Below are 26,314 nucleotides of genomic sequence, written 5' to 3' on the forward strand. Positions count from 1 at the left end.
GCGGCCCGGCCCCCGCCACTGTCGTCGCGCCGTGCCCCCCGAACGGCCCTCCGGGGCCGCCCCGCCCCTCGGAGCCTTCGACGCGACACGAGCGCCGGGGCCGGCTCGGCTTCGTCGAACCGCCGCGACTCGGGGAGAGCGATGCCGAGGTGGCCGCGTGTCGGCGGACGAGCGACTTCGTCACCCGGAAGAAGTGCGCGCCCGGGGGACTTTCACGCCCCGCCGGCCGTCGGCTCGGGAGCCGGGTGCCTAGATCGAGCCGACGACCTTGCGCGGAGTGACCCGGACGACGACGCGTTGGGCGTCGTCGGCGGAGGCGGGGTTGAAGTCCGCGTAGTCCTTGCCCGTGTACTTGCGGGAGAGTTCGTCGATCAGTTCCGCGCCTCCCTCGGTGGTGAGCGTGGCCTCTCCACGCACCTCGGCATAGGTGTACGGCGCGTTGTGCGGGTTGATCATCACGGTGACGCGCGGGTCCCTGCGCAGGTTCCGCTCCTTCCTGCGGCCCACGGTCGTGGAGATCAGCAGGTCGTCACCGTCACGCTTGAGCCAGGTCACCGACAACTGCGGGCTGCCGTCGGGCTGGACCGTGGCCACCGTCGCGAAGACGGGACTGTCGTCGACGAGCCTCTTGAGATCGTCGGAGAGTGCGGTGGACATGGAAAGGGCCCCTTTCGGGTGGGCGTCTCGCACCCCACGGCACGGGATGCGACAACGGATGACGCCACGGGGTACAACGACCGTTCCCGACCCCGGTGCCGGGCCGTAGGACCCGTACCGGCGACGGTGACCGCGGTGGCGGTTGCGCACCGGTGAAATCGGACGGTCCTCGCCCGATGTCCCGGCCGCCGGGGACGACCCGCGGGACGGGGCCGGCGGGGGCGAACTCGCCGAGACGGTCGTGGTGGACATCGAACCGTGCTCGCCGGGCGTGGCGGCGCCACGGCCTCGTGGTCCGTCGTCCTGCCTCTCGCTCAGTCGGAGCGCGCCGCGAGGAAGCGGGTGAGCAGCAGGCGCAGGAACGGGGCCTGGTCACGGGGGGCGAAGTCCGGGTCGGTGGCCACCCGCGCGAACACGCCGTCGATCAACGCGGCGATCCACGTCGCGGCGGCCACCGGATCCAGGGTGTCGTCGATCTGCCCGGCCGCGGCGGCCCGGCGCAGCAGGTCCGCGACGCCGGCGCGGAGTCGGCGGTCGTTGTGGGCCAGGAGGCCGGCGATGTGCTCGTCGCGTTGGGCCTCGGCGGCGGTGTCGAGGGTCAGGCCGGCGAACGCGGGGTCGGCGGCGAGGCCGACGACGGTGTCGATCAGGCCGAGCAGCGCGGCGAGTGGGTCCTTCGCCTCCGCGAGTTCGGCGAGGTAGTCGGCGGTCTCGGCGCCCTCGTTCTCGATCAGCGCGACGATGATGGCGTGCTTGCTCGGGAAGTAGTGGAAGACGTTGCCCGGGCTCATCCCCGCGCGTGCGCAGATGTCGGCGGTGCGGGTGCCGTGGAACCCCTTCTCGCCGAAGCATGCCGCGGCGGCCTCCAGGATCTGGCGGCGTTTGGCTGCGTGCTTGACGGGATCGACTGTGCGCATGGGTGTTCACCTTATCGCGGCGCGGTCCGGCCCCCGCCGGACGCGACGCCGGGTGGGGCCTCGCGTTGTCGGCCGCCACGGTGGTGTGACCGGGTCCGGCTCGTGCTAATAATAGACCGACCACTCGATTAATTAAATCGAGGTCTTCCGTATTCCTCCGAGGAGGCATGTACATGACGGAGTCCCGACAACCACGATCACGACCCGAATCGGCGGTGACCCGACGCGGGTTCCTGCAAACGGTGGGGGCGGTGGGCGGCGCCGGGGCGGCGTTCGCCGCGATGGGCGCGATCGGTCTGGCGCCGACCGCGGCGAGCGCGGCGACGCCGCCGTTCCGGGCGCCGCGCGCGTCCGATTTCACCCTCACCGGGCGCAGCGCGGCGCGGGTGGCGGTGGTCGGCGCCGGGGTGGCCGGCCTGACCGCGGCCTACGAGTTGCGCAAGGCCGGATACGACGTCACGGTCCTGGAGGCCCGCCCTCGCATCGGCGGTCGGAACCTGACGCTGCGCCCCGGCGATCGGCTCACCGACCTGGACGGCAATACCCAGCAGGCGCGATTCGCGCCGGGCGAGTACTTCAACGCGGGTCCGGCGATGTTGCCGCAGTGGACGGTCAGCACCCGGTACTGTCGCGAACTGGGCGTGCCGCTCGAGGTGTTCGCGGTGTCCAACACGAGCACGTTCGTATACGACCCGCAGGCTTCCGGTCCGGTACGGATGTTGACCGCCCGGGCGGACGCGTACGGCATCGTCGCGGAGTTACTCGCGAAGGTGACCGATCAGGGTGTGCTCGATGCCCGGTTGTCCGCGGCCGACAAGGAACGGCTGTTGGAGTTCCTGCGGTCGATGGGCGGGCTCGGCGACCGGGCCGAGGGCTGGGCCTACCGGGCCGATCCCAGGCGTCGCGGGTTCGCGGTGAATCCGGGGGCGGCGGGAGCGCCGGGCGAGCCGCTGCCGCCGCCGGGTTCGCTCGACCGGGTGTTCGCCCGGCAGGTGACCGGACACCTGGCCCTTGACGCGGAGTTCGACATGGCGTCCACACTGCTCCAGCCCGTGGGAGGGATGGACCGGATAGCCGCGGCGCTGGCGGACGCGGTCGGCCGGTCGCGCATCCGGTGCGGCGTCGAGGTCACCGCGATCACCGACGGCCCGACCGGGACGCGGCTGACCTATCGCGGCGCCTCGGGCAGCGGCACTCCGAGCGGCGTACTGGACGCGGACCACTGCATCGTCACGACCCCTCCGCACGTGGCCGCGCGCATCGCGGGCCTGTCGTCGGAGGTGACGGAACTGCTGGGAAGGTTCATCCCGCAACGCCCCGGCAAGATCGGCCTCGAATACCGCAGTCGGTGGTGGGAGGACGACTTCGCGATCTACGGCGGGCTGACCTCGTACGGTGACGACGCGTCGTTGTGGTATCCCTCGCACGGCTACCACGGCGGACGGGGCACGATGGTCGCCTACTTCGACGACGCACGCCCGCTGGAGGCGCTGTCGCCGGCGCGTCGAGCCGCCCTGGCGGTGGCTCGCAACGAGCACGTGCACGGGGCCAAGGCCCGTACGGAGTTGGCGAGTTCGTTCTCGGTGTTGTGGGGGCGCGAGCCGTTCCTCGAGGCCGGGTGGGCGGCGGCCGATCCGTTGAACGCGGTGAACGATCCGGCGTATCGACCGCTCACCCGACCCACCGGACGGGTCCTGTTCGCCGGCGACTGGATCAGCAACACGCTGGGCTGGCAACACGGTTCGATGGTTTCGGCGCGCCAGGCGGTCGAGGCGGTGCACGCGCGGGCGATGGCGCGGTGAAGCCGCGCGGACCCGACTCCCGGTCCATCCGCAGGCCCGTCCGTCCACCCTGAGACGTAGTCCCGCCTCCCCCACTCGGTCGACGGCGGCGCCGAATCGTCTCGTTAAGTTAGACCGACCAGTCGATCTAATAAATGTCGATCAGGGCCCGCCCACCCCGGGCGGGCCCACCCACCCCGGGCGAACCGCGAACCCGAAGCAGGCCCGAGGCCGAGCCCGAGCCCGAACCCCGAGCCCGAACCCGACATCCCAACCGAAATCCCAACCGAAATCCCAACCGAGATTCCGAACCGAACTCCCCGGAGAACCACATGAGCACACCCCCCTACGCCGCCATCGCCACCGCCCTGCGGAAAACCTACGGCGAGGGCGAGACCGAGGTTCGCGCCCTCGACGACGTGTCCGTCGGCTTCCACCGGGCCCGATTCACCGCGATCATGGGCCCCTCCGGCTCCGGCAAGTCCACACTGATGCACTGCATGGCGGGCCTGGACCGGATCTCCGGCGGCTCGGTGCGCCTGGGCGACGTCGAACTCGCGTCCCTCGACGACACCGGCCTCACCCACCTGCGCCGCGACCGACTCGGCTTCGTCTTCCAGGCGTTCAACCTGCTCCCGACGCTGACCGCCCTGGAGAACATCACCCTGCCGCTCGACATCGCCGGCCGCCGCGCCGATCCCGCGTGGCTGGCCAAGGTCGTCGAGACCGTCGGCCTGGGCCACCGACTCGACCACCGGCCCGCGCAACTGTCCGGCGGCCAACAACAACGCGTCGCCTGCGCCCGCGCGCTCGCCGGGCGTCCCGAGATCGTCTTCGCCGACGAGCCCACCGGCAACCTCGACTCGCACTCCGGCACCGAGGTGCTGAACTTCCTGCGCGCGTCGGTCACCGAGACCGGCCAGACCGTCGTGATGGTCACCCACGACGCCGTCGCCGCCTCGTACGCCGACCGCGTCCTGTTTCTCGCCGACGGCCGGATCGTCGACGAGATGACCGATCCCACCGCCGACCGCGTGCTGGAGCGCATGCGCCGCTTCAACCACAAGCCGACCACACCCGGTGCGCCCGCCGCCGGCGCCTCCGCGTTCACCCACTGAACCCTCCCCACCCGGCCTCTTCGAAGGAAGCGACCTTGCTTCGCACTTCCCTGCGCAACCTCGTCGCCTACAAGGTGCGCCTCACCCTCACCGCACTCGCCGTCGTCTTCGGCGTCGCGTTCGTCTCGGCCGTCCTGGTCTTCGGCGACACGCTCAAGCAGGCCATGACCGACGCCGCACTGCGCGACCACCGCACCGTCTCGGTGGACGTACGGGGGACCAAGTACGCCGTCGACCACCTCCGGATCCCGCGCCTGGACGAGGCCCTCACCGCCAGACTCCGCGCGCTGCCCGGCGCCGCGTCGGTCACCGGACACGCCACCGGCTTCACCGCCGTGGTCGACCGCGACGGCCGCCTGGTCCGCAAGAAGTCCAACGCGGTCGGTGCCAACGCGCTGCCGGGCCCCGACGGCAAGGACCCCCGCTACACCCTGACCGCCGGCCGCCTGCCCACCAAGGCCGGCGAGGTGGCCCTCGACACCGCGACCGCGAAGGCCGCCGGATACGGGGTCGGCGACCGTATCCGCGTCGTCGCCCGCGGCCCGGTGCTCGACCGGACCGTGGTCGGCGTCTTCACCACCGACAGCGCCGCCGTACAGGCGGGCGGCTCGCTCACCCTCATGGACACCGCCACCGCACAGGAACTCTTCCTGGAACCCGGCGTCTACGGCGAGTTGCGCCTGTCCGCCCGACCCGGCACCTCGCAGGAGCAACTGCGCGCGGCCGCCGCTCCGTTGCTGCCCGACGGCGCCGAGGCCGTCACCGGCGACAAGCTGCGCCAAGACGACCGCGACAAGGTGAACAAGGACATCGCGTCGCTGCGCACCCTGCTCCTGGTGTTCGCCGGCATCGCACTGTTCGTGGGCAGCTTCATCATCGCCAACACCTTCGCCATGCTCGTCGCCCAACGCACCCGCGAACTCGCGCTGTTGCGCGCCATCGGCGCCACCCGCCGACAGGTGACCCGCTCGGTGATGGCCGAGGCCCTCGCCGTCGGCGTGGTCGCCGGGCTCGGCGGCTTCCTCGTCGGCATCGCCCTGGCCGTCGGCCTGCGCTCGATCCTCAACGGTGTCGGCGCCGAACTCGCGCCCGGGCCGACCGTCGTCTCCGGCACCACCGCGCTGTGGAGCCTGCTCGTCGGCGTCGGCGTCACCCTGCTCGCCGCCTGGCTGCCGGTACATCGCGCGGCCAAGATCCCGCCCGTCGCCGCGCTGCGCACGAACCTGCCGCCGGCCGCGTCCGGCCTGCGCCGACGCAACATCGCCGGCGTCCTGACCGTCGCCCTCGGCGGCCTCGTCCTCGTCGCCGGCATCAAGGGCTCGGCCCGAGGCAACGCGAAGGTGTTCACGGTGATGGGCGGCGCGGGCATAGTGCTGATCGGCGTCATCGTGTTCACCCCGCTCCTGGCCGGCCCCGTGATCCGCTGTTTCGGCGCCCTGCTGCGCCGCGTGCACCCCGTCGAGGGCCGGCTCGCCCACCAGAACGCGGCCCGTAACCCGCGCCGCACCGCCGCCACCGCGTCCGCCCTGATGATCGGCATGGTCCTGGTCACGTCCCTGACCGTGTTCGGCACCTCGCTCAAGCAACTCGTCGACCGCACCCTGTCCAAGGGCATCACCGCCGAATTCGCGCTGAGTTCGTCGGCGGAGGGGCAGACCCTGGCACCGGAGATCGCCGCGGCGGTCGCGAAGGTACCGGGCGTCACCGCCGTCAGCCCGGTCCGCGAGGCGCGGATGACGGCCGACGGCAAGGAGCTTCGAGTGACCGCCGTCGATCCGGCGAGCGCGTTCTCCGTACTGGCGACGAAGTTCGTCCAGGGCGGGCCGAAGTCACTGGCGACCGGATTGCTGGTCTCCAAGCAGACCGCCGACGAGCGCAAGTGGCGTGTGGGTACGCCCGTTTCGCTCACCTTCCCGGACGGACAGCGCACCCGCCTGCCGATCGACGGCATCTACGACGAGGCACCGCTGCTCGGCGCCCTCACCGTCTCACTCACCACCCTGACCCCGCACATCGACGTCGTCGGCGACGACTACGTCCTCGCGAAGGTCGCCCCGCAACACCGGGCCGGCATGCGGGACGCGCTCCGCAAGGCCGTCGGCAACAGTCCGGCGGTGAACGTGCAGACCTCGAAGGAGGTCCGCAAGGACTTCAACAAGCTCTTCGACATCATGCTCAACATCGTCTACGGCCTGCTGTCCATGGCGATCGTCATCGCGGTGCTCGGCGTGGTCAACACCCTGGCCATGTCCGTGTTCGAACGCACCCGTGAGATCGGCATGATGCGCGCGATCGGCCTCGACCGACGCCGCACCCGGCGCGTCATCCGCCTGGAATCCCTGATCATCTCCGTGTTCGGCGGCCTGCTCGGCGTCGTCCTTGGCCTGATCGCGGGCATCGGCGCCGTCAAGGGCATGGCCCGCTCCACCAAGGATCTGACCGTGGTGATCCCCTGGGACCGGGTGCTGATCTTCCTGCTGCTCGCCGCCGTGGTCGGCGTGCTCGCGGCGGCCTGGCCCGCGCGCCGCGCCGCGAACCTGGACGTGTTGACGGCGCTGCGCACGGACTAGGCCGCACCGTCGTCCAACTCGACGTCGACCGGCCGATGGGCGAAGGCGGCGGCATCCACCGCGCCACGAAGGGGCGCCGGTGTCGCCTGGCGCGATGTGCTCAGCTCGGCGCGGCGCGCCCGTCGCCGGTGTCCGCGCGCAGGATCAGGCCGACGGCGCCGACGATCCGGCCGTCGCCGTCGCCGTCCCCGGTCACGTCCTCCTGGACGATGTCGATCGCGGTGAACGTACCCCGTTCCAGTGGGGTGCCCAGGATGCCCGCGAGCCGCAGTTCCCGGCTTTCCCCGGCCTCCAGTTCCAACACCCGGGGTCCTTCCTCGCCGTCCACCACCAAGCGCAGGTCGTCGGCGACTACGGGGCGGGCATCCAGGGTTCGGGCGAGCGTGCGCAGCACGACCGCCCCCGTCGGCCGGGCGCTGACCACGTACCGGGCGGTCCGCGCCCCGGGGTTGCCCGCCGACCAGGCGAAGTCGAAGGGGAACGGGGCCTGCCCCGGGGGCACGGGCGCGGTGACGAGGTTGAGCTGGGCCCAGTGCGGGTCGTGGACCGGGTCCGGGCCGGCGCCGGCCGGCAGTGGCGTGTTCACCGCGGTCGCGCGGGCCAGCAGGCATACGTGCGGCCCCGCGTCGGCCGGGATGGAGTTGGTCATCGGCACGGTCGTGGCCCGGCCGCCGTGCGAGGGCACCGCGACGACGGCCTGTCCGAACCAGCGCAGGTCGGTGAAGCCACTGGTCGCGGTGGACCACCATACGATGACGCTCACCGCCGCGGCGCTGGTGCCCACGCCGAAGTTGGCCACCTCCACCGCGACCCGGAACGGCTCCGCGGGCCGGAATACGCCGGGGGCGGGGGTACCGGTGACGTGGATGGACGGGCACGCGTACGACACCGCGGGCGCGGGCACGGGGCGATCCGTCTTGGGGTCGCCGCGGTCGCCCGGGAAGTAGGGGATGACCAGGTAGGTGCTGGGCGGCGCCGGGACGTCGCGATGGGGGTCGGGTTCGGGCATGGCCGCGCCTCCTGTGTCAGAGTTCGCCGTAGCCGAGGTCGACGACGGGTATCGGGTCCTCCAGCACCGATCGGCCGTCCGGCACCGTCCAGCAGCGGTGTCCGAAGCCCCGGTCCGCGTCGAGGTCGAGGTTGACGCTGTCGTGCTCCCCCCGGGCGATCTGCCACAGCAGCGCCAGCGCGATCCCGGGCCCGGTGCGGAAGGCCGCCCCCGGCGTGGGGTCGACGAACACCGAGGGGTCGGCTCCGGTCGGGTACGGGGACGGTTGCTCCTGCGGGTTCTCGACGGGTGCCGTGGGATCCAGGAAGTAGCCGGTCTCGGGCGCGGCGACCGGCCGCAGCGGCCAGGCGGGCCGGGCGGGCAGAGAGACGAATTGGCCGTACAGGGGCGAGGCCATGGCCAGGTCGTCGGGCGGCACCAGACCGACGAGCGCGAGGTAGTCGAGGGCCTGGTCGAACGCCTGCCACAGGACGAGTTGCACCTCGAAGAGGTGTTGCGCGAAGTGCGGGCCACCGTCGGTGGTGGCCAACACGGCAAGTTGCTCCTGCGTGACCGCCGGCGGGGGTTCGCCGTTGTCGCCGCCCTTCGGCTTTCCGGTCACCGCGTCCCACACGTCCTCGATGCCCTTGCCACAGTCGCCCTTGGTGGCCAGACCGACGAGGCAGGCGATGCCCAGGACCAGAGAGGTGACGATGAGGGCGCCGAGGAAGGCCAGGCAACCACCGTCCCCGGACTTGTCGGTGCCGGTCTGGTCGCTCCCGTCGGTCCCGGTGACGCCGGTGCCCGTGCCGGAGCCGGTACCGGAGCCGTCGTCACCGGATCGCGGCCAGGACTTGCCGGTGTCGGGGGTCGGCGCGCCGCCCGCGGCACCGGCCGCGATCCGTATCGCGATCTCGGGTAGGGGCGGGGTCGGGAGCGCGGGGCGGCGGATGGTGTCGTAGGCGGCCAGTTGGTCCCTCACGCGCCGGATTCCGAGCGCCGGGTCGGGCGGCGACGGGGTGCGGTCCGGGTCGTAGGCGTGTGCGAGCGCCTCGCCCAGCAGTCGGATCGCCGCCGAGTCGGCGTCGAACCCGGCCAGGCGGGTGGCGAGTTGCCCAGGTGTCGGCAGCGCGTAGTGCCGAGCGCACCACGAGCCGATCGCGTTTCGGGCCAGCCGGTCGCGGAAGCGGTGGTTGCGACGCGGCCCGCCGACCGCCCGGCCCTGGTAGGCCGATCCGGCGGCGTTGCCCCCGTAGGCGGCCAGGACACCGAACGCGCAGGCCACTTCGCCGGGTTCGCGCGCGGCGTCGAACATGGTCCGGACGTACGCGTCGCCGCGGCGGGCGAGGAACACATCGCCCCAGTTCCACGCCGTCAACGGCAGGTCGTCCTGTCGGGGGTGCGGCGGGATGTGTTTCAGCGGACGCAGGTCCTCGCGCAGGGCGAGGGCGCGGGCCGTGAGATCCCGGGCCTCCGGGATCCCGGCCGCGAGGAGGGCGGTGGCGGCGTTGAACTCGTCGACCGCGCCCGGTACTTCGGGTGCGGTCAGAGCCTGCTCGACGGCGTCGCGGACCTGTCCGACCGCCGTGTACAGGTCCAGGCCGCGCGTCCACAACGCCGCGGCTCGGGCCAGGAGATCGGATTCGGTGCCGTCGGACGCCGCCTGGACGATGACGTGGTCCACGAACGTGCCGAGCAGCGCCGCGTCCTCCTCCGTGCCGACCGCCGCGAGCACGTCCGCGAGAGCGTCGCGGTCCGGTCCGGCCGGTGCGGTCGCGACGGCGCCGGCGGCGTCCGCCCGCAGTCGTTCGAGGACGGCCAGGTGGGCGTGGTAGTCGATCAACGAACACCCCTCCCTCGACGAATACCCGCCCGACACGGATCGGGCGGCGATTCGGGTGCAAGCCGAGCATGCCACGCGATCACGATGTCCCGCTGGATATGCCGCATTTCGGCAGGATCGGGCTCCCCGGCGGATGTCGATCGTGTCGCGGTTGAGGGAGCGGGGCCGGCGAGCGGGCACGAGCCGCGCGAGGCGGAAGCGCGCATCACACCGAAGACACCGCCGGACTGCGGGCACCGTGGGCGCCGCGATCGACCGACGGGCTCCGCCGGCCCGTGAACGACGACACGTCGTTCACGGTGTCGCTCTCCGTTTCGCGAGGGAAGCTCCTTTATGCTCGCTTCGCCACATACATCCCTTGATCACCGGAGGACGGGACGGCGGAGAACAATCGCCGGCGGCTCATCAGGACACTGACGTTCTGGTTGCGTCCGGCATTCATGTTGCGTGTCGTCAACCGGTTCCAAAAGATCGCGGGTTTCGACCGCTCGATGGCTTTGGCCTCCGGCGCACTGACCGCGGTGCTCCCGCTCACGGTGATGAGCGGCACGGTCTTCGGCAGTGAGACCGCGGATCGCATCGTCAATCGCTACGGACTGACCGATGGAGGCGCGGACGCCGTACGGTCGGTGTTCACCGCCGACGCCACGACCACCGGCCTCGGCGTCTTCGGAACGGTGTTCCTGGCGATCTCGGCGCTGAGCTTCTCCCGAACCGTGCAGCGATTGTTCGAACAGACCTGGGAACTGAAGCCGCTCGGTGTTCGCAACACACGCTACGGTCTGGGGTGGATCTGCGTGCTCGGCTTCTACACCGCGGCCGTCGGATGGCTCTACGTGGTCCTGGGTGGGACGCCCCTGGGACTGGCGGCCGCCGTGTGCGAGGTACCGCTGACCACGGCGTTCCTCGTCTGGAGTGGCTGGATCATCTCCGCGAAGCGGCTCGCCCCGGCAACCCTGCTTCCGTTCGCCCTCTCCGCGGGCGTCCTGACCGCGGCCTACTCGGTGGCCGCCACCGTCTACCTGCCGCGCTTGTTCGACGCCTACGCCGCCCGTCACGGTGCGGCCGGCGCGGTCTTCGGCATGGCCACCCTCCTCTTCGGCGCCATGCTCGTTCTCGTCGTCTCGGCGGCGCTGGGGCGGGAGGTACGAGACGAACTCGTCCGCATCCGCCAGGGCCTGCGCCCGTCACAGGACGAGGTCCGGCACCAATGGGACGACCTCGTCGAGCAGATGCGGTCACGCTGGCGCACCGTGCGCGGACATCATCATCCGGAGCGCTCCCCGTGACGATCACACGCACCGCCGGCGCGCAATTGCCGATGTGCGGCGGGTACTTCGCGGTCTCGCCGCCGCAACCCCTCGGATGACCTCGGGTGCGGCACAGCGCCGGATTCCGGTGACGGCAGCGCGCGGGCCGGGCCGCGCCCCGGCCCGCGCACCGAACTCGGCGTCCGGCCTACCGCAACCCGCGTCGAGGTCGGCGTGGCCTGCCTCGTCACCCCACGGACACGTGAAACGCCTTGTCAGGACCTTTGGTGGCACGTCACGCCGGTGCGGCGGATGCTGAAAGGGAACACCGACGTGTTGGAGGCGAGGATCATGGCGGCCACGAAGCGATGGACCGTGGATATCTTCCTCAGCGAGAATACCGAGGACGATGTGGCGGACAATGTGACGGTGCGTACGCACGCGGAGGCACGGTTGCGCACCGAGGACACCTCCGGACTGCGGGGCAGAGGCGATGCCCGCAAGAGTCCCGCCGACCCGAACATCCCGGAAATCGGCGACGAGTTGGCAGCGGCACGAGCCCTGTCGGACCTCGCCCACAGACTGCTGCACAACGCCGCACGGGACCTGGAGGCAGTGGCCGGGAAGTCCACGGCACGGCCGCCTGCGGCACCGTGGGTCGACCCCGCACGCTGAGGATCGGACCGCCCACCGTGCATCGGTCGGTTCCCCGGCGTCCGCCGCGCGTCCCCGTCGTCCGCAGCCCCCGAGGCGGGTGTCCGCGACGGCGGTGGGCGGTGTCAGAAGCGGGCTGCGGCGACGGTTTGGACAAGCTTCGCTTCGCTGCGCCGTGGCGGTTCGTGGGTGGCGTGGAAAAGTGCCATCGCCTCCAGCGTCCCGGTCCAGGGCCGGCACGTCGCCCCGGGCCAGTCCGGTTCCCAGCCCGGCCGCAGGCCGCGGATGCCCCAGCCGTCGGGGCGCCGGGAGGGGAGGAAGCCGGTGCCGTGGTGGTGGATCGCCTGGGTGTAGACGTAGCGGGCCGCGGCCAGGGCGTCTTCGGCCGTGGCGGCGTTTCCGGTGAGTACGTGGATGCCGCGCGCGTCGGTCCTGGGATCGCGGATGGGGACCTCGACCTCGTAGACGGGGCGCGTTTCGTAAACAGGGCGGTTCATGACGATTCCTTGAGACGCGGTGCGAGGGTGTCGGTGACGGATCCCGATCGAGCCGCCAGGCGTCCTTGTACCGTATAGATACCGTATTGGTACCGTACAAGTACGTTAGCATATGTGGACAAGAAGCGCACAAGGTGGCGCCCTGCCGTCGGCGCCGTGGGATCCGTCACCGGACGTGGGTGACGGACGCGGGGGTCATGCCGGTGCCAGGGCGGGCAGACGTCTGGGCAGTGCGACGCTGAGGGCGAGGGCGATCAGCCCGACCGCCGCGCTGATCACGAAGGTGGTCGTGTAGGCGTCCCAGGTCGGTATCGGCGTGCCGGGAACGGGGTCGGAGGCGAGCACGCTGGCGCCGATCTGGCCGCCGAGGGTGGCTCCGACGCTGCGCAGGACGAACGCGGTGCCGGCCACGCTCGCGGTGCGTTCGGCGGGGACGACGCTGACCACGATGTTCATCGACTGGGTCGTGCTGAAGCCGATGCCGGTGCCGCAGACGGTGCCGGCCAGGTAGAGGGCCGCGGAGTTCCCGTGGGCGAGGAGCAGCAGAAGGCTGGAGCCGACGATGAGCGCGGTGCTCAGCGTCATCACGCCGCGGGTGCCGAGGAGACGCTCCATGCGAGGGGTGAGCGGAGAGCTCACCAGGGCGAACACCCCCAGGGGCAGGAGCAGCAGACCGACGGCGGCGGTGTCGGCTCCGAGTCCGTATCCGGTGCTCGTGGGCAGGCTGGCCAGGCTGGGTACCACGACGTACAGCGCGAACGTGCCGAACCCGACGACGAAGGCCACCACGCAGGTCAGGACGACCGGCCGGTTCCGGAGTCCGCGCAGGTCGATCAGGGGGTGCGTCGTGCGCAGTTCGGCGGGTACGAACACCGCGAGCAGTACGGCTGCGATCACGACGCGGACGAGGAACGGCTCGGAGGTCCATCCGTGTTCGGGTGCGACCGTCAGGCCCAGCAGCAGGGCGACCAGCCCGCCCCCCAGGAGGACGGCGCCGAGCCAGTCGATCGATCCGCTGCCCGCGGGTGGGCATTCGGGCACGATCCGACAGACGGCGACGAGCACGACGGACATGATGGTCAGCGGGATCCAGAACAGCCAGGTGAACGACAGCGCGCCGATGATCCAGCCGGATGCCAGGAGGCCGAAGGCGGCGGCCAGTGCCGTGGCGCCGACTATCAGCCCGATGGCGGGCTTGATCCGGTGCGCGGGTTGGGTGTCGTTGAGCAGGCCGATGGCAAGGGGTTGGAGTCCGGCACCCACGCCCTGGATCATCTGGCCCGCGATCAATTGCCCCACCGAGTCCGCGGTCGCGGACACGACGATGCCGGCGAGCACGATGGCGACGACGCCGATCAGGACCCGGCGCTTGTCGGCGATGTCGCAGAGGCGGCCGATGATCGGGGTGGCGACGGCGCCGACGAGCAGCAGGCCGGTGAAGGCCCAGGTGATCGCCTGGGGCGAGGCGTCGAGATCTTCCCGGATCCGCGGCAGTGCCGGGATCAGCATCGACTCCAGGGTGGTGTAGACGGAGAGCACCACGGTGAGGACGACGGGCGTCGCGCCCGCTCTTGCCGTGCGCGTGGATCTGGCTTCGGCGTTCATGACGATTCTCCTGGTCGCGGGAATCACGGCGGCTGGTCGGTGTCGGGGTGTGGGGAATGCCGCTCGTTGTGGCAGGCGTTCGGCCCTGTCATCGGTCGGGCACGTCCGGACTCGGACGGGGTGTCCGGGGACGGCTCGATGCTCGGGCCGGGGATGGTGTGAGCGGGCTCCCTGCCGGGCGGGCGGCTCCGCGGGGGGGTTTATCCGAGCAGTTCGACGAGGTGTTCGGCACCGGCGGGGAAGGGCTGCATCGTGTATCCCTGCGGTGGTTGCGTCCCGAGCAGGTGTCGGACGAGGTGATCCCACATCCGGCGCGTGACGTAGTGGTCGCGGCCCATGAAGCTGTGTTCGACGCCGGGGACGATGAGCAGGTCGAAGTCCTTGTCGGCGTCGATGAGGGCGTCGACGAGGTTGAGGGTCTGGTAGGGCAGGACGTTGTCGTCGAGCTCGCCGTGGACGAGCAGCAGCTTCCCGGTCAGATGGGCGGCGAGGTTCGGATTGGCGACGTCGGCCCATTGCTCCGCGGTGCCTTCGCCGAGGTAGGTGTCGGCCCACAGCGCCAGGTAGTGACGGATGTCGTGGTTGCCGCACAGGGCGACGCCGACCTTGTAGAGGTCGGGATAGGTGAGCATCGCCCTGACGGTGGCGAAGCCGCCGCCGGACACTCCGGCGATGCCGACCCGGTCGAGGTCGATCCAGGAGTGACGGCGGGCCAGTTGGTGGATCGCGGCGACGTGGTCCTCGAGGAAGCCGGCGTTGCCGAGGTTGCCGTAGGAGGCGTCGTGGAAGGCCTTGCTGCGGCCGGGGGTGCCGCGTCCATCCATGGTGACGACGGCGAAACCCAGGGCGGCGAGCGCCTCCGGCGACACGAAGTGGGGGTTGGAGAAACCCGCGGTGGCACGCATGACCTGAGGGCCGGGGTAGGCCGAATCGACCAGCGGATATCGCCGCGAAGGATCGAAACCGTGGGGGCGCCAGAGTGTGCCGTGGATGTCGGTGACCCCATCGGCGGCCTTGGCGCTGAACCGCTCCGGTGGCGTCCAACCCGCGGCGACCAGCAACGCGGTGTCCGGTCGCTCGAGTTCGACCACCGCCGCGCCGGCGGCATCGCGCACGACGGTTCTCGGCGGTGTGTCCACGGCGGAGGCCGTGTCGAGGAACCAGGCGCCGGACGGGGCGACGACGACCTCGTGATCGAACGCGTCGTCGCTGTGATTGACGAATCCGGTGCCGTCGAGTCGGACGGTGCACAGCTGGCGGGCGTAGGGTTCACCGGGCACCAGCCCGGACGCGAGGAACAGGACGGTGCGGTTGTCCTCGTCGACGTGGAGGATGTTGCGGACCGCCCACGCCCCCGTCGTGATTTGGGTCGGCTCGTCGGTCGACGCGGAGCCGGCCGACGGCGGGGGTGCGGGGTAGAGGTACAGATGTCCCCAGCCGTCGCGCTGGGAGTACCACAGGACCTCACCGGTGCTCAGCACTCGGACCATCGGTCGGTCGAGGATCGGTTGTGCGGGTTCCACTCGGGTGGTGCCGTGTTCGGCCACGAGGAGGTCGACGGCGCCGGTGTCGGGATCGAGGCGGTACAGCCCGAGCGAGCGGGCGTGGCGGGGCTGTCGCAGGAAGTACAGGGCCGCGCCGTCGGGGGACCACCAGACCCAGCCGCGCGCGAACGGGGACAGGTGGCCGATGTACGAGGGACCGGTCGCTTCCCACACCGCCCAGCGGCGCGTCACGTCCAGCACGACGAAGCGGGCGCCGGCGTGGTGTTCGTCCTGGGGCATGGCGTAGCGGAACGAGTGCGCCACCGGCGGCCCGCCGTCGCGGGGGGTCGACTCGACCAACACCTGTTCGCGCAGGTGCCGTTGGTCGATCCGGTGGGTGACCAGCCGGCGCGAGTCGGGCGACCAGGCCAGCATCGGGGGCGCGGTGACGCCCGCGTTGCGAAGCATGGTCCGCGACAGTGCCACGTCGAGGTTCGATCCGTAGTCGAAGTACTCTTCGCCGTCGTCGGTGAGAGCGAACTCCTCGGTGTGGTCGGCGGAACGCACCCAGATGTCGTGGTCGCGCACGAACGCGACCCATGTGCCGTCGGGTGAAGGCCGCTCATGGATGGCGGCCTGGTCGGGCGCGTCGATCCGGACGCACCGGTCGTCGTCGGGTACGTACCGCCATCGGGTGTCGAACGCGGTGAATTCGACGGTGTCGCCGCTGCGGCTGATCGAGGTGAACGGAAGATGTGCTCCCTCCACCGCCGTGCCGGAGGCCGACGACAGGGCGGCGGCCAGCCGGTCGTGATCGAACGCCGCCCCACGATCGCCGGCGGCGGGGTCGACCAGTACGAATCGGCGACCCTGTGCGGTGTCGACGCGGTACCAGAACCTGTCGGTGCCGTCCTCCCGGTGCGGGCGGATCTTCGCGCCCGGAACCAGGCGCGCCGCGTTGTGCGGCAGCAGTTGTTCGGCGCGGCGGTAGTCGGCGGTCGTGAGTGTGGTCACGATGCACCCCTTTTCAGGCAGTTCGTTGTGATGAAAGCCCAGGGAGACTTCGCCGGATCCGCCTACCGGGGCGGAATCTGCCGAAGGATGAGATCGAGCCCGTGCTCGAAGAGTTCCTCCTGGGTGAAGGCGGGAAGTCCCAGCCCCAAGGCGTGCAGCGTCGGATAGTCCTCGGCGGAGAGGGCCTGCATGCTCCGCTGTGCCTTCGACCACGCGTCCGGGTCCTCGTCCGACGGCTTGCGCGTCGGATACAGGGTGGCGGCGCCGATCGTGAAGCGGATCAGGGTGGCGACCATTCCCACCGCGTCGCGTACGCCCATGCCGTGGGCCAGCAGGACGGCGTAGAGCGTCTCGCTGATCCGTAGGTCGCTGGGGCCGGAGGCGTCGACGGCGAGATGGATACGGGCGACTTCGGCGTGTTCGACGAGCAGTCGGAAGTACGACCGCAGCAGCGTGTGGATGCCCTCGATGCCCTCCTCCACCGCCGGGACCCGCACTGCCGCGATCGCGTTGTCGTATACCGCGGCGAGGACCTCGTCCTTGCTGCGGAAGTGGGTGTACAGCGACATCGGGCGCACGTGGAGTTCGTCGGCGATGCGCCGCATCGTGATCGCCTCGATGCCGTCCGAGTCCATGATCGCCGTCGCGGCGGCGACCACCCGTGCCCGGTCGAGGGATCCGCGTGGCGCGCGTTTGCGCGGAGCGGTGGGTTTCGAAGGGCTGTCGTCCATGGTGTCGCTCCCGAGGTTTGCCCCGCCGACCCCTTGAGGCCGCTAGCCGTACGAGTACCGTACATGTACGGTAGCAAATGTCAACGCGAAACGCCGAGAGGCGAAGACGGCGATCGTCCGACCTCCGGTCGGGCCACGGGCGACGACGAACGCCCCGTGTCGCCGAGTACCGCCCCCTTGCCATCGAAATGCCTGGGGAGATCCGGCCGCGTGGACACCACGTGAAGGGAAAATTCATTGTTGGAAGAGTGGAGCGCCTCCATGCAGTACGAGAGGGTTCTGGAGCACCTGCGTGCGTTGCACGGGCCCGGGTTCGGCCGGCCCTCGAGCCTTCGGGAACCGCACGTGACGCGCGACGGCGCCCGCACGGTGGTGACCGCGGACGTCCTGCACAAACTCGCGGGAGCGCCGCGAACCGCCCTCTTCACCGCGGAGGACGGCCGATTCCGGCAGGTGTCGGCGCCCGGTGCCTCGGCGCGGTCGGGGCGGTTCTCCCCCGACGGGCGCACGCTGGCGTTCCTGTCGGACCGCGCGAACAAGGGCGTGTACCAGTTGCACCTGTGGGCGGAGGATCGACTGGGCGAGGCGCGGGCGGCGCCCGCTGTGCCGGGCACGGTGGAATACCTCCACTGGTCGCCGGACGGTCGACGCATCCTGCTGGGCGTCGCCGGTCTCGGCGCCGAACTCTCCGGCGGACAGGGATCGGGCACCAACCGCGGGGGCATCGACGACGCGCCGCCGTGGTTCCCGCGCGTGGACGCCGGCGTCGCCGACGAGGCCTGGCGCAGCCTGTGGCTGTACACGCCAGCGACCGACGTACTCGAACGCCTCTCCCCCGAGGGCCTGAACTGCTGGGAAGCCGGATGGTGCGGGCCCGGTCGTGTCGCGGCGATCACGTCCGAGGCGCCTTGGGAAGACGCCTGGTACGGCGCGGTCCTGAGCCTGATCGACCTGGACGGCGCGGTACACGAGGTGTTGGACAGCAACGTTCAACTCGGGCTGCCGACCGGCTCGCCGAACGGGAGTCGGGTGGCGGTGGCGGAGGCGGTGTGCAGCGACCGCTGGCTGGTCGCCGGCGACCTCCTCCTGATCGACGCCGCCTCCGGTGCGGTGCGGCGGATCGACACGCGCGGCACCGACGTGACCCGCCTCGAGTGGATCGACGACAAGCGGCTCGGCTACCTCGGGCAGCGCCGGTTGGATTCGGTGGCCGGCATCGTCCGGGTCGACGACGGCAGCGTCCGCGAGGTCCTCGTCACCGCGAACGCCTGCGGTGGCAGTACCTTCCACACCGACGGCGCGTTCACCGACGACGGCCGCGTGTGCACGATCCAGGAGTCCTACCGGCTTCCGCAACAACTGGTGCTGTCCGGAAGCGACGGTGAGCGGGTCCTCGCGTCCACCGCCCATCCGGGCACCGACTACCTGCGGTCGGTGGCCGGCACCGCGGAACCGGTGACCTGGAACGCCCCCGACGGCACGGAGATCGACGGCATCCTGTGCAGGCCCGCGGGAGAAGGGCCCTTCCCGCTGGTCGTGAACATCCACGGCGGACCGATCTGGCAGTTCCGCGACATGTGGTCGATGAAGTACCCGTGGGTGCCGCTGCTGGTGTCGCGGGGATACGCGGTGCTCAATCCCAACCCGCGCGGCAGCAGCGGCCGCGGACAGGCCTTCGCGAACCTGGTCGTGGGCGACATGGGCGGCGACGACACCCGGGACTACCTGTCCGGGATCGACGCGCTCGTCGAACGCGGCGTCGTCGACGGGACCAGGGTCGGCCTGATCGGCGCGAGTTACGGAGGCTACATGTCGTCGTGGCTCGTCACCCAGGACACGCGGTTCGCGGCGGCCGTGCCCATCTCCCCGGTGACCGACTGGTACAGCCAGGGCTTCACGAGCAACATCGCCGCGTGGGGCAACCGGTTCCTCGACGCCGACCCGGCACAGCCCGGATCCCGCGTGCACACGCGCAGCCCGGTCCTGCACGCCGGCAAGGCCCGCACACCGTGTCTGAACATCGCCGGCGCCCTGGACAACTGCACCCCGCCGACACAGGCGCAGGAGTTCCACCACGCGCTTCGCGCGCACGGCGTGCCCTCGACGCTGGTGATCTACCCGCAGGAGGGGCACGGGGTGCGGGCCTACCCCGCGCAGATCGACTTCATGGCCCGCATGCTGGACTGGTTCGAGCGCTACATGCCCGGCGAACACGCTCTCGGGACGCACCGGAACGAGGAGCGGACGAGTGTCTGACTACTGGATCGTGGGAGCGCGGATCGTCGACGGCACGGGCAGGGATCCGGTCCACGGACCGGCGATCCACGTCGAGGGTGACCGCATCACGGCGCTGGGCAGGCCGCCCGCGGGTGCGCGGGCACTCGACGCCCGGGGGCTGACGATCACGCCGGGGCTGATCGACGCGCACGTCCACCTGGGCCTGTCCAGTGACATCAACCCCAGCCTGCGGTGGGAGCTTTCGGTCGCCGAGCTGGCGGCGGACATGTTCGACAACTGCGGCCGAACCCTGGACGCCGGCTTCACCACGGTACGAGACACCGGAGGCATCGACGCCGGGCTGGCACGGGCGGTGGCGGGCGGAAAGGTACGCGGGCCGCGGATCCTGCAGTGCGGGCCGGTCCAGTGCCAGACCGGCGGCCACGGACACTTCGCCGCCGAGTGGGAGCCGACGGCGAACTGGTACGACCACGACATCCCCGGGTTGCGGTCGCTGTCGCTCCTGTCCGACGGGCCCGAACAGATGCGCGGGAACGTGCGCGAGACGTTTCGCCGCGGCGCCGACTTCCTCAAGTTGTGCGTGACCGGCGGGGTCATGTCGACACACGACAGGATCGGCGACACCCAATTCACCACCGAGGAGATCGCGGTCGCGGTGGCCGAGGCGAACGCTCGCGGCAGTTACGTCACCGTCCACGCGCACAACAACGCGGGCATCCGCAACGCGGTCCACGCCGGTGTCGCCTGCGTGGAACACGGTTCCGAGATAGACGAGGAGACGGCCGGCCTGATGGCGGCGAAGGGCGTGGCCCTGGTGCCGACACTGGCGACGATGCACGCACTGGTCCAGGACGCCACACGGGCCGGCCTGCCGGCGGGAATCGCCGACCGGGTCGGCCCCGTTCTGCGGGGTCAGATCGACGGGCTGCTGGCCGCCCGGGCCGCCGGCGTCAGGACCGGCCTGGGCTCCGACCTCATCGGCGCCGACCAACGCGGCCGCGGCCACGAGTTGACCCTGCGCTCGGACATCGAGAGCCCGATGCTCGCACTGCAGGCGGCGACCCGCGTCAACGCCGAGATCCTGCGCATCGCCGACCGGGTGGGGACCGTCGAGGTCGGCAAGCTCGCCGACCTCACCGGGTGGGCGAGCGACCCCCTGGACAACCCCTCGGTGTTCGGCGAACCCGACAACGTCGCGCTGGTGATCCAGGGCGGCCGCATCGTCAAGGAGGCCCGCTGATGGCCGCGCTCACCTACGCCGCGCCGTCGGGCCCCTACCCCGTGGGAGTCCGGGACGGCGAGGTCCTGGACACGACACATCCGGTCCTGCGGCCCCAGGACGCGGGCGGGCGCCGCCTCATGGTTCGCGTCTGGTACCCCGCGCCGACGGACGGCCGGACCTTCCGCCCCTACCTCGTGGACGACGAGGCGCAGTCGCTGCGGTGGCTCACCGAGGCGACGGGCACACCCGGGGAGTGGGTGGACCGACTGGCCGACGTGAGGACCCACAGCGTCGCGGGAGCGAAACCGGCGGGCCGCGGGTTCCCCACACTCGTGTACTCGCACGGCGCCGTCGGTTGGGTGTCCCAGAACACCCCGCTGATGGAACACCTCGCGAGCCACGGGTACATCGTGTGGAGCGTCGCGCACCCGGGAGAGGCGTGCGGCGTGCGCTATCCCGACGGCGACACGGTCGGATACGACAAAGCGTTCAACGAATCGTTCCTCGGCACGGTCGCGGACCCCCACTACCTGGACAAGATCACCGGTGACGTCGCGACGCGCTTCGAGCTGACGCCGGGCTTCCTGGACGAGCACACCATGGGCCCGTGGTCGCAGCGCTGGGTCGACGACATGCGCGCGGTGATCGACGCGCTCGAGGCGGGTACGGTCGCCGGCGCCGCCGCCGACCTCGCCGAAGCCGGCGACACGTCCCGGATGGGCGTGTTCGGCATGTCCTTCGGCGCCGCGGCGGCCGCCTCGACCGCTCAGCAGGACCACCGGGTGAAGGCGGTGGTCAACCTCGACGGCGGGCAATTCCTGTCGGACCTGCTCGACACCGACATCCGCGTGCCGTTGCTCCACCTCGCGACCGACATGCGCGTGCAACTGGAGTCCATGGGCTTCCCACCCGTCACCGCGATCGACGCCAACGAGTTCTTCTTCGAGCCCCTTCGCACCGCCGGCACGAGAGGTGACGTACACCGACTGCGCATGACCGACGTGACCCACCTCGAACTGACGGACCTCGTGCTCATCCCGGCCCGGGACCGCGCGGCCGTACTGCCCGGTGGCGGAAAGGTCGAACCGCAACACACGATCGACCTCGTGAACGCCTTCGTCCGCGCACACTTCGACGCGGCACTGCTCGGCGTCGACAACCGCTTCCCGCAACCGCAACTCGCCGAGTTCCCCGAGGTCACGCCCATCGACCTCACCCCCGTCCGGGCGTGGGCACTCGCGCACACGAACCCCCCGACACACCCGGGGACTTAGGCCCTGTCGATTCCCCGCCGTCCGAAACCATCGAACTCATGTGAATGGAGGGTGACTTCGTGGGCATCCGAGATCGGTCCGTGAGATCGCGTCGCGGCCTCGTACCGGCGGTGTCGCGGTGATCCCTCCCTACGTCGACGCGATCCAGCAACTGGTCGACTCGCTCGCCGCGCGGATCCGCCATTCGGTCGCCGTGGACGACCGGCGCGGGAGCCTCGTCGTGTCCAGCCGTCACTACGGTGACGAGGACAGGCTCCGTATCGACGTGGTGCTGTCCCGGCATCTGCCGGCCCGCGTCGCCGAATACCTCGACGGCTTCGGCATCTCCACCTCCGACAAGCCCCTGTCGATTCCCGGCAGTCCGGCTCTCGGCCTCGAGTCCCGACGGTGCTATCCGATCCGTGATCGCGGGCGACTGCTCGGCTATCTGTGGCTGATCGACGAAGGCGCGGAGCGCTTCGACGAGGTGGTCGGCGCGTGCGTGGTCCGGCTGTCGGCGCGGATGCGGGAGCGGATGCTCCAGGTGGCCGAGGAGGAGCGGCGACGCCGGGGCTTGGTGGTCGACCTCCTGTGCGGGGGCAAGGTCTCCGCTCGCGCCGCGAGGGCCCTGGTCGACCAGGGCCTCGTCGACGCCCGGGACGAGATCGTGGTCATCGCCACCGATGCGACCACCGACCCCGAGGAGGTCGCGGCCGTGATCATGGAGTCCACCGGTCGGGCCGGCCGTGACGGACCCGCCGTCCGCCCGCTCACGGCCGCGCCGGGCGATCGTGGTGCGGTCCTGGTGACCGGCCGAAACGAGGTGGAACGCACGGCGGCACGGCTGGCCGCGGCGATCCGCAAGGGTGTGCGGCAGCGGGACACCGAGGGTGATGGCGTCTTCGTCGGTCTGAGTACCGCCGGCTCGCTCGATCAGGCGCCGGACCTATGGCGTCAAGCCGTGCTGGCGGCGTTCGCCGCTGCCGAGTTGCCGGAGTTGGCACCGGTTTCCTCCTGGCGGGATACCGGTGTGTACGGTCCGCTCATGCTCGCGGCGGTGGCGTCTCCCGAGTCGGTCGTGGCGCCCTGGATCGCCGACCTCGATACCTCGTTGGCCCACACCGCCGAGGTGTTCCTGGATGCCGCCGGGGACACCGCGACGGCATCGGAGCGGCTGATGATCCACCGGACGACGCTGTACTACCGGCTGGCTCGGATCGAGAACGGAACCGGATGGAACCCGAGGAACGGCCGTGACCGGTTGACCTTGCACCTGGGACTGAAGATGCGGCGCCTCCTCGACAGCGGCATCCCGGCTTTGCTGCGGGGAGAGGAACAGCGCCGGGGAGGTTCCTGATCCGTGCCGATGCCGGCGGGGGCCCGGCGGTTGGAGGCTGTACGCACCCCGGCCGGTGGCCGCCGGGTGAGGATCGAACCCGAAGGAAACCCACACATGACCCTCTCCACCGACCGCGAGCGTGTCGCAAGCCGGCTGCGGATCGGCTCGGAACTGCTCTACCTGTCCCGGCAGGACGTCGAACACCTGCACCTGACGCGGGACGCCATCCTGGAGCTGACCCGCCAGGCCCTGGTCGAGCACGGCCTCCGCCGCTACGAGATGCCGGCCAAGGTCGGCGTCCATCCGTACGACGACGTCTTCTACCACGCCATGCCGGCCTACCTGCCGGGGCCGGGGATCGTGGGCATGAAGTGGATCGAGTGCTACCCGGGCAACCCACGCACGTTCGATCTCCCCCAGACCACCGGGCTGCTCGTCCTCAACGACGTGGACAGCGGCGTGCCGCTGGCCGTCATGGACTCGGCGTGGCTGACCGCGATGCGCACCCCGGCGGTGACGGTCCTGGCCGCCGCGGCGCTGCACCCGGACGCCACCACGTTCGCCATGTTCGGCTGCGGCGTGCAGGGCATCGAGCATGTCCGCTACGCGGCCCTGGCGATGCCCCGGTTGGAGACCGTCCACGTCTACGACACCAACGAGGCGGCGGCGGACGCGCTGATCGCGAAGTTGCGGCCGGATCTGGACCTGCGGATCGTCAAGGGTGAATCACCCGAAGCGGTCACCAAGAGCGCACAGGTGCTGAGCTCGGCCACGGTCATCCTGCGTCAGCCGCTCGCGGTGGTGAAGGACGAGTGGGTGTCCGCCGGTCAGACGATCCTGCCCTGTGACCTGAACACCTTCTGGGATCCACGCACCGCCCACCGCGCCGACAAGTACATCGTCGACAGCATCGAGGAACACGAACTGTTCGCGTCGACGGGGTACTTCCCCGACGGCCTGCCCGAGGTCGCCGCCGAGATCGGCGAGGTGCTGGCCGGTGTGAAGCCCGGGCGGGAGCACTCCGACGAGATCATCGTCGACAGCAACATCGGCATGGCCGTCTGCGACATCGCGGTCGGTCACGCGATCATGCACCGCGCGCTCGAGCACGGCGTCGGCGTGCGACTGCCCCTGTGATCCGCAGTCGCGGGACAGGCAAGGCGGCGCCGGTCGCACCGAGAGGTGTCGCAAGGGCCGTCCCGGGCACCGTCGTAAGGCCAGGGAGGAAATACGGATGAGTACGGACGTCGTGGTGATCGGCGCGGGGGTGATGGGTTCCTCGATCGCTCTCGAACTCGCCAGAGCGGGGCGGCGGGTCACCGTGGTGGACAAGGCCGGCGGCGTCGGCCTGGGTTCCACCAGTGCCTCCAGTGCCGTCGTGCGGTTCAACTTCTCCACGCACGCCGGAGTGGCCGCGTCGTGGGAGGCGCACTTCTGCTGGCGGGCGTGGGAGGAGCATCTGGGTTGCGTGGTCCCGGACCCGGTACGTTTCGTGCGCTGCGGGCTGGCCCTGCTGGACGTGGACGCCGCGCCGCGCGGGGCCTACCTGCCGCTGTTCGACGCGGTCGGGGTGCCGTACGAGGAGTGGGACGCGAGGACCCTGGCGGCCAGGATCCCGGGTCTGGACACCGGTCGCCACTGGCCGCCGAAACGACTGGACGACGACGCTTTCTGGGCGGCGGCCGACGGCACACTCGGCGCGGTCCACACCCCCGACGCGGGGTATGTCGGCGATCCGCAACTGGCGGCGCTGAACCTGGCCGCCGCGGCGGAGCGACACGGCGCCGAGTTCCGGTTCCGGCGCATCGTGACCGCGGTCGAGTCGGTCGGCGGGCGGGTGACCGCCGTGGGGCTCGACGACGGGTCCCGGCTGGCCTGTGCCACGGTGGTCAACGCGGCCGGCCCCTGGTCCGGGCGGATCAACGATCTGGCCGGGGTGGGCTCGGACTTCACCATCGGAGTCCGCCCCCTGCGACAGGAGGTCGACCACCTTCGGGCGCCCGGCTTCGGCCAGGAGGAGTCGGTCGGGATTGCCGTGGCCGACATGGACCTGGGGGTGTACATCCGCGGCGAGGTGGGCGGCGGGCTCCTGATCGGCGGGACCGAGCCCGAGTGCGACCCGCTCGAGTGGGTCGACGACCCGGACGCGGTGAACCCCAACCCGACGCGGGCCGTGTTCGAGGCGCAGGTGACGCGGGCGGCCCGGCGGCTGAGCGGGTTGACCGTGCCGAATCGGGCGCGCGGGGTGGTCGGGGTGTACGACGTCGCCGACGACTGGACGCCGATCTACGACCGGACCGAGCTGGACGGTTACTACGTGGCCATGGGCACCAGCGGCAACCAGTTCAAGAACGCCCCGCTGGTGGGCCGAATGATGGCCGCCCTGATCGAGGCGGTGGACAACGGGGCGGACCACGACACGGATCCGGTGTGCTTCGTCGGCCCGCACACCGGCGAGCGCATCGACCTGGGCGCGTTCTCCCGACGACGCGGCATCAACACCGCGAACTCCGGAACCGTACTCGGCTGAGCCGGAACAGACCGCCACACCGCACCTCGCCCTCCTCGCACCCATACCCGCACCCGGGGCCGGCCGGACTACGGATCCGGTTCGCGGAAGAACTCCGCGAGTACTTCGGCCTCTCCCCCGAGGACCTCAACGTCGACCTCGGGCCGTTGGGACCGCTCCTGCCTCGCGACTGACGACGGTTTCGGACCGAACGTGTGGCCGGGATCCGGTCGGCCGCACCCTGGCCCACCAGGGCGGTGAAGTCCGCCTGAGCGGGACGATGGCGCCGGGCTGTTCCGAAGGACCAGTGCCGCGCAGGCGGCCGAAGGCCGGGTGTCGCTCTCGGCGATCCGGCTTGTTCGGACGGCGCCCGCGTGCGGGTAGCGTCGCAGGATGACTCCATTGCGCATGGTCGCCCCGGCCGTGGCAGCCGCCGTGTTCCTCCTGGCAGGCTGCTCCGACCACGACGGGCCGCACGCCCCGGACCCGAACGAGACGCCCCTGTACCGATCCAACATCTACTACTACGACGGCCCCTCCCCCGGGTTCGCGTCGAACTCCCCGACGCCGCGATGACAACGGCAATCCCGCGAACCGGCGCCGACCCGGCCTTCGGCAGGAGACACGCGCCGCCGCCGGGCCGT

Annotated in this window: 20 protein-coding genes and 1 pseudogene; 13 read left to right on the forward strand and 8 right to left on the reverse strand. The window is 70.9% G+C overall.

Annotation, left to right across the window (positions count from 1 at the left end; genetic code table 11):
* Nucleotides 1-249 precede the first annotated feature (249 nt).
* Together ACFRCG_RS10475 and ACFRCG_RS10480 are read right to left on the reverse strand one after the other, a co-directional pair.
* The gene (locus ACFRCG_RS10475) at nt 250-657 is read right to left on the reverse strand and encodes a PPOX class F420-dependent oxidoreductase (RefSeq protein ID WP_380030404.1); all 408 of its coding nucleotides are present in this window, start codon (nt 655-657) and stop codon (nt 250-252) included.
* A gap of 314 nt (nt 658-971) precedes the next feature.
* Nucleotides 972-1,574 (reverse strand): TetR/AcrR family transcriptional regulator, encoded by a 603-nt coding sequence (locus ACFRCG_RS10480; protein WP_380030405.1) that lies wholly within the window; start codon nt 1,572-1,574, stop codon nt 972-974.
* Between the two features lie 173 nt (nt 1,575-1,747).
* On the opposite strand from ACFRCG_RS10480, the gene ACFRCG_RS10485 reads away from it, so the two are divergent.
* From ACFRCG_RS10485 to ACFRCG_RS10495, 3 genes are all read left to right on the forward strand, one after another.
* Complete coding sequence (locus ACFRCG_RS10485) at nt 1,748-3,376, forward strand: flavin monoamine oxidase family protein (RefSeq protein WP_380030406.1); 1,629 nt, start codon at nt 1,748-1,750, stop codon at nt 3,374-3,376.
* Between the two features lie 311 nt (nt 3,377-3,687).
* Nucleotides 3,688-4,473: an ABC transporter ATP-binding protein gene (locus tag ACFRCG_RS10490; RefSeq protein WP_380030408.1), complete on the forward strand. Its 786-nt coding sequence runs from the start codon at nt 3,688-3,690 to the stop codon at nt 4,471-4,473.
* A gap of 35 nt (nt 4,474-4,508) precedes the next feature.
* On the forward strand, nt 4,509-7,043 hold the full coding sequence (locus tag ACFRCG_RS10495) for an ABC transporter permease (protein WP_380030409.1): 2,535 nt from the start codon (nt 4,509-4,511) through the stop codon (nt 7,041-7,043).
* A gap of 100 nt (nt 7,044-7,143) precedes the next feature.
* Here ACFRCG_RS10495 and ACFRCG_RS10500 read toward each other — a convergent pair whose 3' ends face one another.
* Together ACFRCG_RS10500 and ACFRCG_RS10505 are read right to left on the reverse strand one after the other, a co-directional pair.
* On the reverse strand, nt 7,144-8,052 hold the full coding sequence (locus ACFRCG_RS10500) for a hypothetical protein (protein WP_380030410.1): 909 nt from the start codon (nt 8,050-8,052) through the stop codon (nt 7,144-7,146).
* Between the two features lie 16 nt (nt 8,053-8,068).
* On the reverse strand, nt 8,069-9,874 hold the full coding sequence (locus ACFRCG_RS10505; RefSeq protein WP_380030411.1) for a hypothetical protein: 1,806 nt from the start codon (nt 9,872-9,874) through the stop codon (nt 8,069-8,071).
* A 425-nt stretch (nt 9,875-10,299) separates the two neighbouring features.
* On the opposite strand from ACFRCG_RS10505, the gene ACFRCG_RS10510 reads away from it, so the two are divergent.
* Nucleotides 10,300-11,163: a hypothetical protein gene (locus ACFRCG_RS10510; RefSeq protein ID WP_380030412.1), complete on the forward strand. Its 864-nt coding sequence runs from the start codon at nt 10,300-10,302 to the stop codon at nt 11,161-11,163.
* A 273-nt stretch (nt 11,164-11,436) separates the two neighbouring features.
* On the forward strand, nt 11,437-11,799 hold the full coding sequence (locus ACFRCG_RS10515) for a DUF1876 domain-containing protein (protein ID WP_380030413.1): 363 nt from the start codon (nt 11,437-11,439) through the stop codon (nt 11,797-11,799).
* Nucleotides 11,800-11,903: 104 nt separating this feature from the next.
* Here the strand turns inward: ACFRCG_RS10515 and ACFRCG_RS10520 are convergent, their stop codons facing one another.
* From ACFRCG_RS10520 to ACFRCG_RS10535, 4 genes are all read right to left on the reverse strand, one after another.
* Nucleotides 11,904-12,275 (reverse strand): hypothetical protein, encoded by a 372-nt coding sequence (locus ACFRCG_RS10520; protein WP_380030414.1) that lies wholly within the window; start codon nt 12,273-12,275, stop codon nt 11,904-11,906.
* Nucleotides 12,276-12,470: 195 nt separating this feature from the next.
* Nucleotides 12,471-13,880 (reverse strand): MFS transporter, encoded by a 1,410-nt coding sequence (locus tag ACFRCG_RS10525; protein ID WP_380030416.1) that lies wholly within the window; start codon nt 13,878-13,880, stop codon nt 12,471-12,473.
* 200 nt (nt 13,881-14,080) lie between these two features.
* Complete coding sequence (locus ACFRCG_RS10530; RefSeq protein ID WP_380030417.1) at nt 14,081-16,378, reverse strand: DPP IV N-terminal domain-containing protein; 2,298 nt, start codon at nt 16,376-16,378, stop codon at nt 14,081-14,083.
* A gap of 62 nt (nt 16,379-16,440) precedes the next feature.
* The gene (locus ACFRCG_RS10535) at nt 16,441-17,109 is read right to left on the reverse strand and encodes a TetR/AcrR family transcriptional regulator (RefSeq protein WP_380030418.1); all 669 of its coding nucleotides are present in this window, start codon (nt 17,107-17,109) and stop codon (nt 16,441-16,443) included.
* Nucleotides 17,110-17,370: 261 nt separating this feature from the next.
* Here ACFRCG_RS10535 and ACFRCG_RS10540 point away from each other — a divergent pair, with 261 nt between their 5' ends.
* From ACFRCG_RS10540 to ACFRCG_RS10575, 8 genes and pseudogenes are all read left to right on the forward strand, one after another.
* Nucleotides 17,371-19,365, forward strand: coding sequence for a prolyl oligopeptidase family serine peptidase (locus tag ACFRCG_RS10540; protein WP_380030419.1), 1,995 nt, complete (start codon nt 17,371-17,373; stop codon nt 19,363-19,365).
* The gene (locus tag ACFRCG_RS10545; RefSeq protein ID WP_380030420.1) at nt 19,358-20,587 is read left to right on the forward strand and encodes an amidohydrolase family protein; all 1,230 of its coding nucleotides are present in this window, start codon (nt 19,358-19,360) and stop codon (nt 20,585-20,587) included. Before ACFRCG_RS10540 ends, ACFRCG_RS10545 begins: the two co-directional genes overlap by 8 nt.
* The gene (locus ACFRCG_RS10550) at nt 20,587-21,843 is read left to right on the forward strand and encodes a hypothetical protein (protein WP_380030421.1); all 1,257 of its coding nucleotides are present in this window, start codon (nt 20,587-20,589) and stop codon (nt 21,841-21,843) included. The genes ACFRCG_RS10545 and ACFRCG_RS10550 overlap by 1 nt, the downstream gene beginning before the upstream one ends.
* Nucleotides 21,844-21,961: 118 nt before the next feature.
* Nucleotides 21,962-23,179: a PucR family transcriptional regulator gene (locus tag ACFRCG_RS10555; protein ID WP_380030422.1), complete on the forward strand. Its 1,218-nt coding sequence runs from the start codon at nt 21,962-21,964 to the stop codon at nt 23,177-23,179.
* Nucleotides 23,180-23,275: 96 nt separating this feature from the next.
* Entirely contained in the window at nt 23,276-24,298 is a 1,023-nt protein-coding gene (locus tag ACFRCG_RS10560; RefSeq protein ID WP_380030423.1) for an ornithine cyclodeaminase family protein, read from the forward strand.
* A 97-nt stretch (nt 24,299-24,395) separates the two neighbouring features.
* Nucleotides 24,396-25,691: an NAD(P)/FAD-dependent oxidoreductase gene (locus ACFRCG_RS10565; RefSeq protein ID WP_380030424.1), complete on the forward strand. Its 1,296-nt coding sequence runs from the start codon at nt 24,396-24,398 to the stop codon at nt 25,689-25,691.
* 89 nt (nt 25,692-25,780) lie between these two features.
* Nucleotides 25,781-25,864: pseudogene (gvpK, locus tag ACFRCG_RS10570) on the forward strand (gas vesicle protein GvpK); the annotation flags it as partial.
* A 199-nt stretch (nt 25,865-26,063) separates the two neighbouring features.
* Entirely contained in the window at nt 26,064-26,246 is a 183-nt protein-coding gene (locus tag ACFRCG_RS10575) for a hypothetical protein (RefSeq protein ID WP_380030425.1), read from the forward strand.
* Nucleotides 26,247-26,314 lie beyond the last annotated feature (68 nt).

Source organism: Embleya sp. NPDC056575 (genome assembly GCF_042793325.1).
In the GTDB taxonomy this organism is placed as follows: domain Bacteria; phylum Actinomycetota; class Actinomycetes; order Streptomycetales; family Streptomycetaceae; genus Embleya.

Bases quoted from the DNA above. Each gene is read 5' to 3' on its own strand.
- ACFRCG_RS10475 (WP_380030404.1), bottom strand. From the start codon at position 657: ATGTCCACCGCACTCTCCGACGATCTCAAGAGGCTCGTCGACGACAGT.
- ACFRCG_RS10480 (WP_380030405.1), bottom strand. From the start codon at position 1,574: ATGCGCACAGTCGATCCCGTCAAGCACGCAGCCAAACGCCGCCAGATC.
- ACFRCG_RS10485 (WP_380030406.1), top strand. From the start codon at position 1,748: ATGACGGAGTCCCGACAACCACGATCACGACCCGAATCGGCGGTGACC.
- ACFRCG_RS10490 (WP_380030408.1), top strand. From the start codon at position 3,688: ATGAGCACACCCCCCTACGCCGCCATCGCCACCGCCCTGCGGAAAACC.
- ACFRCG_RS10500 (WP_380030410.1), bottom strand. From the start codon at position 8,052: ATGCCCGAACCCGACCCCCATCGCGACGTCCCGGCGCCGCCCAGCACC.
- ACFRCG_RS10515 (WP_380030413.1), top strand. From the start codon at position 11,437: ATGCTGAAAGGGAACACCGACGTGTTGGAGGCGAGGATCATGGCGGCC.
- ACFRCG_RS10520 (WP_380030414.1), bottom strand. From the start codon at position 12,275: ATGAACCGCCCTGTTTACGAAACGCGCCCCGTCTACGAGGTCGAGGTC.
- ACFRCG_RS10525 (WP_380030416.1), bottom strand. From the start codon at position 13,880: ATGAACGCCGAAGCCAGATCCACGCGCACGGCAAGAGCGGGCGCGACG.
- ACFRCG_RS10535 (WP_380030418.1), bottom strand. From the start codon at position 17,109: ATGGACGACAGCCCTTCGAAACCCACCGCTCCGCGCAAACGCGCGCCA.
- ACFRCG_RS10540 (WP_380030419.1), top strand. From the start codon at position 17,371: ATGCAGTACGAGAGGGTTCTGGAGCACCTGCGTGCGTTGCACGGGCCC.
- ACFRCG_RS10550 (WP_380030421.1), top strand. From the start codon at position 20,587: ATGGCCGCGCTCACCTACGCCGCGCCGTCGGGCCCCTACCCCGTGGGA.
- ACFRCG_RS10560 (WP_380030423.1), top strand. From the start codon at position 23,276: ATGACCCTCTCCACCGACCGCGAGCGTGTCGCAAGCCGGCTGCGGATC.
- ACFRCG_RS10565 (WP_380030424.1), top strand. From the start codon at position 24,396: ATGAGTACGGACGTCGTGGTGATCGGCGCGGGGGTGATGGGTTCCTCG.
- ACFRCG_RS10575 (WP_380030425.1), top strand. From the start codon at position 26,064: ATGACTCCATTGCGCATGGTCGCCCCGGCCGTGGCAGCCGCCGTGTTC.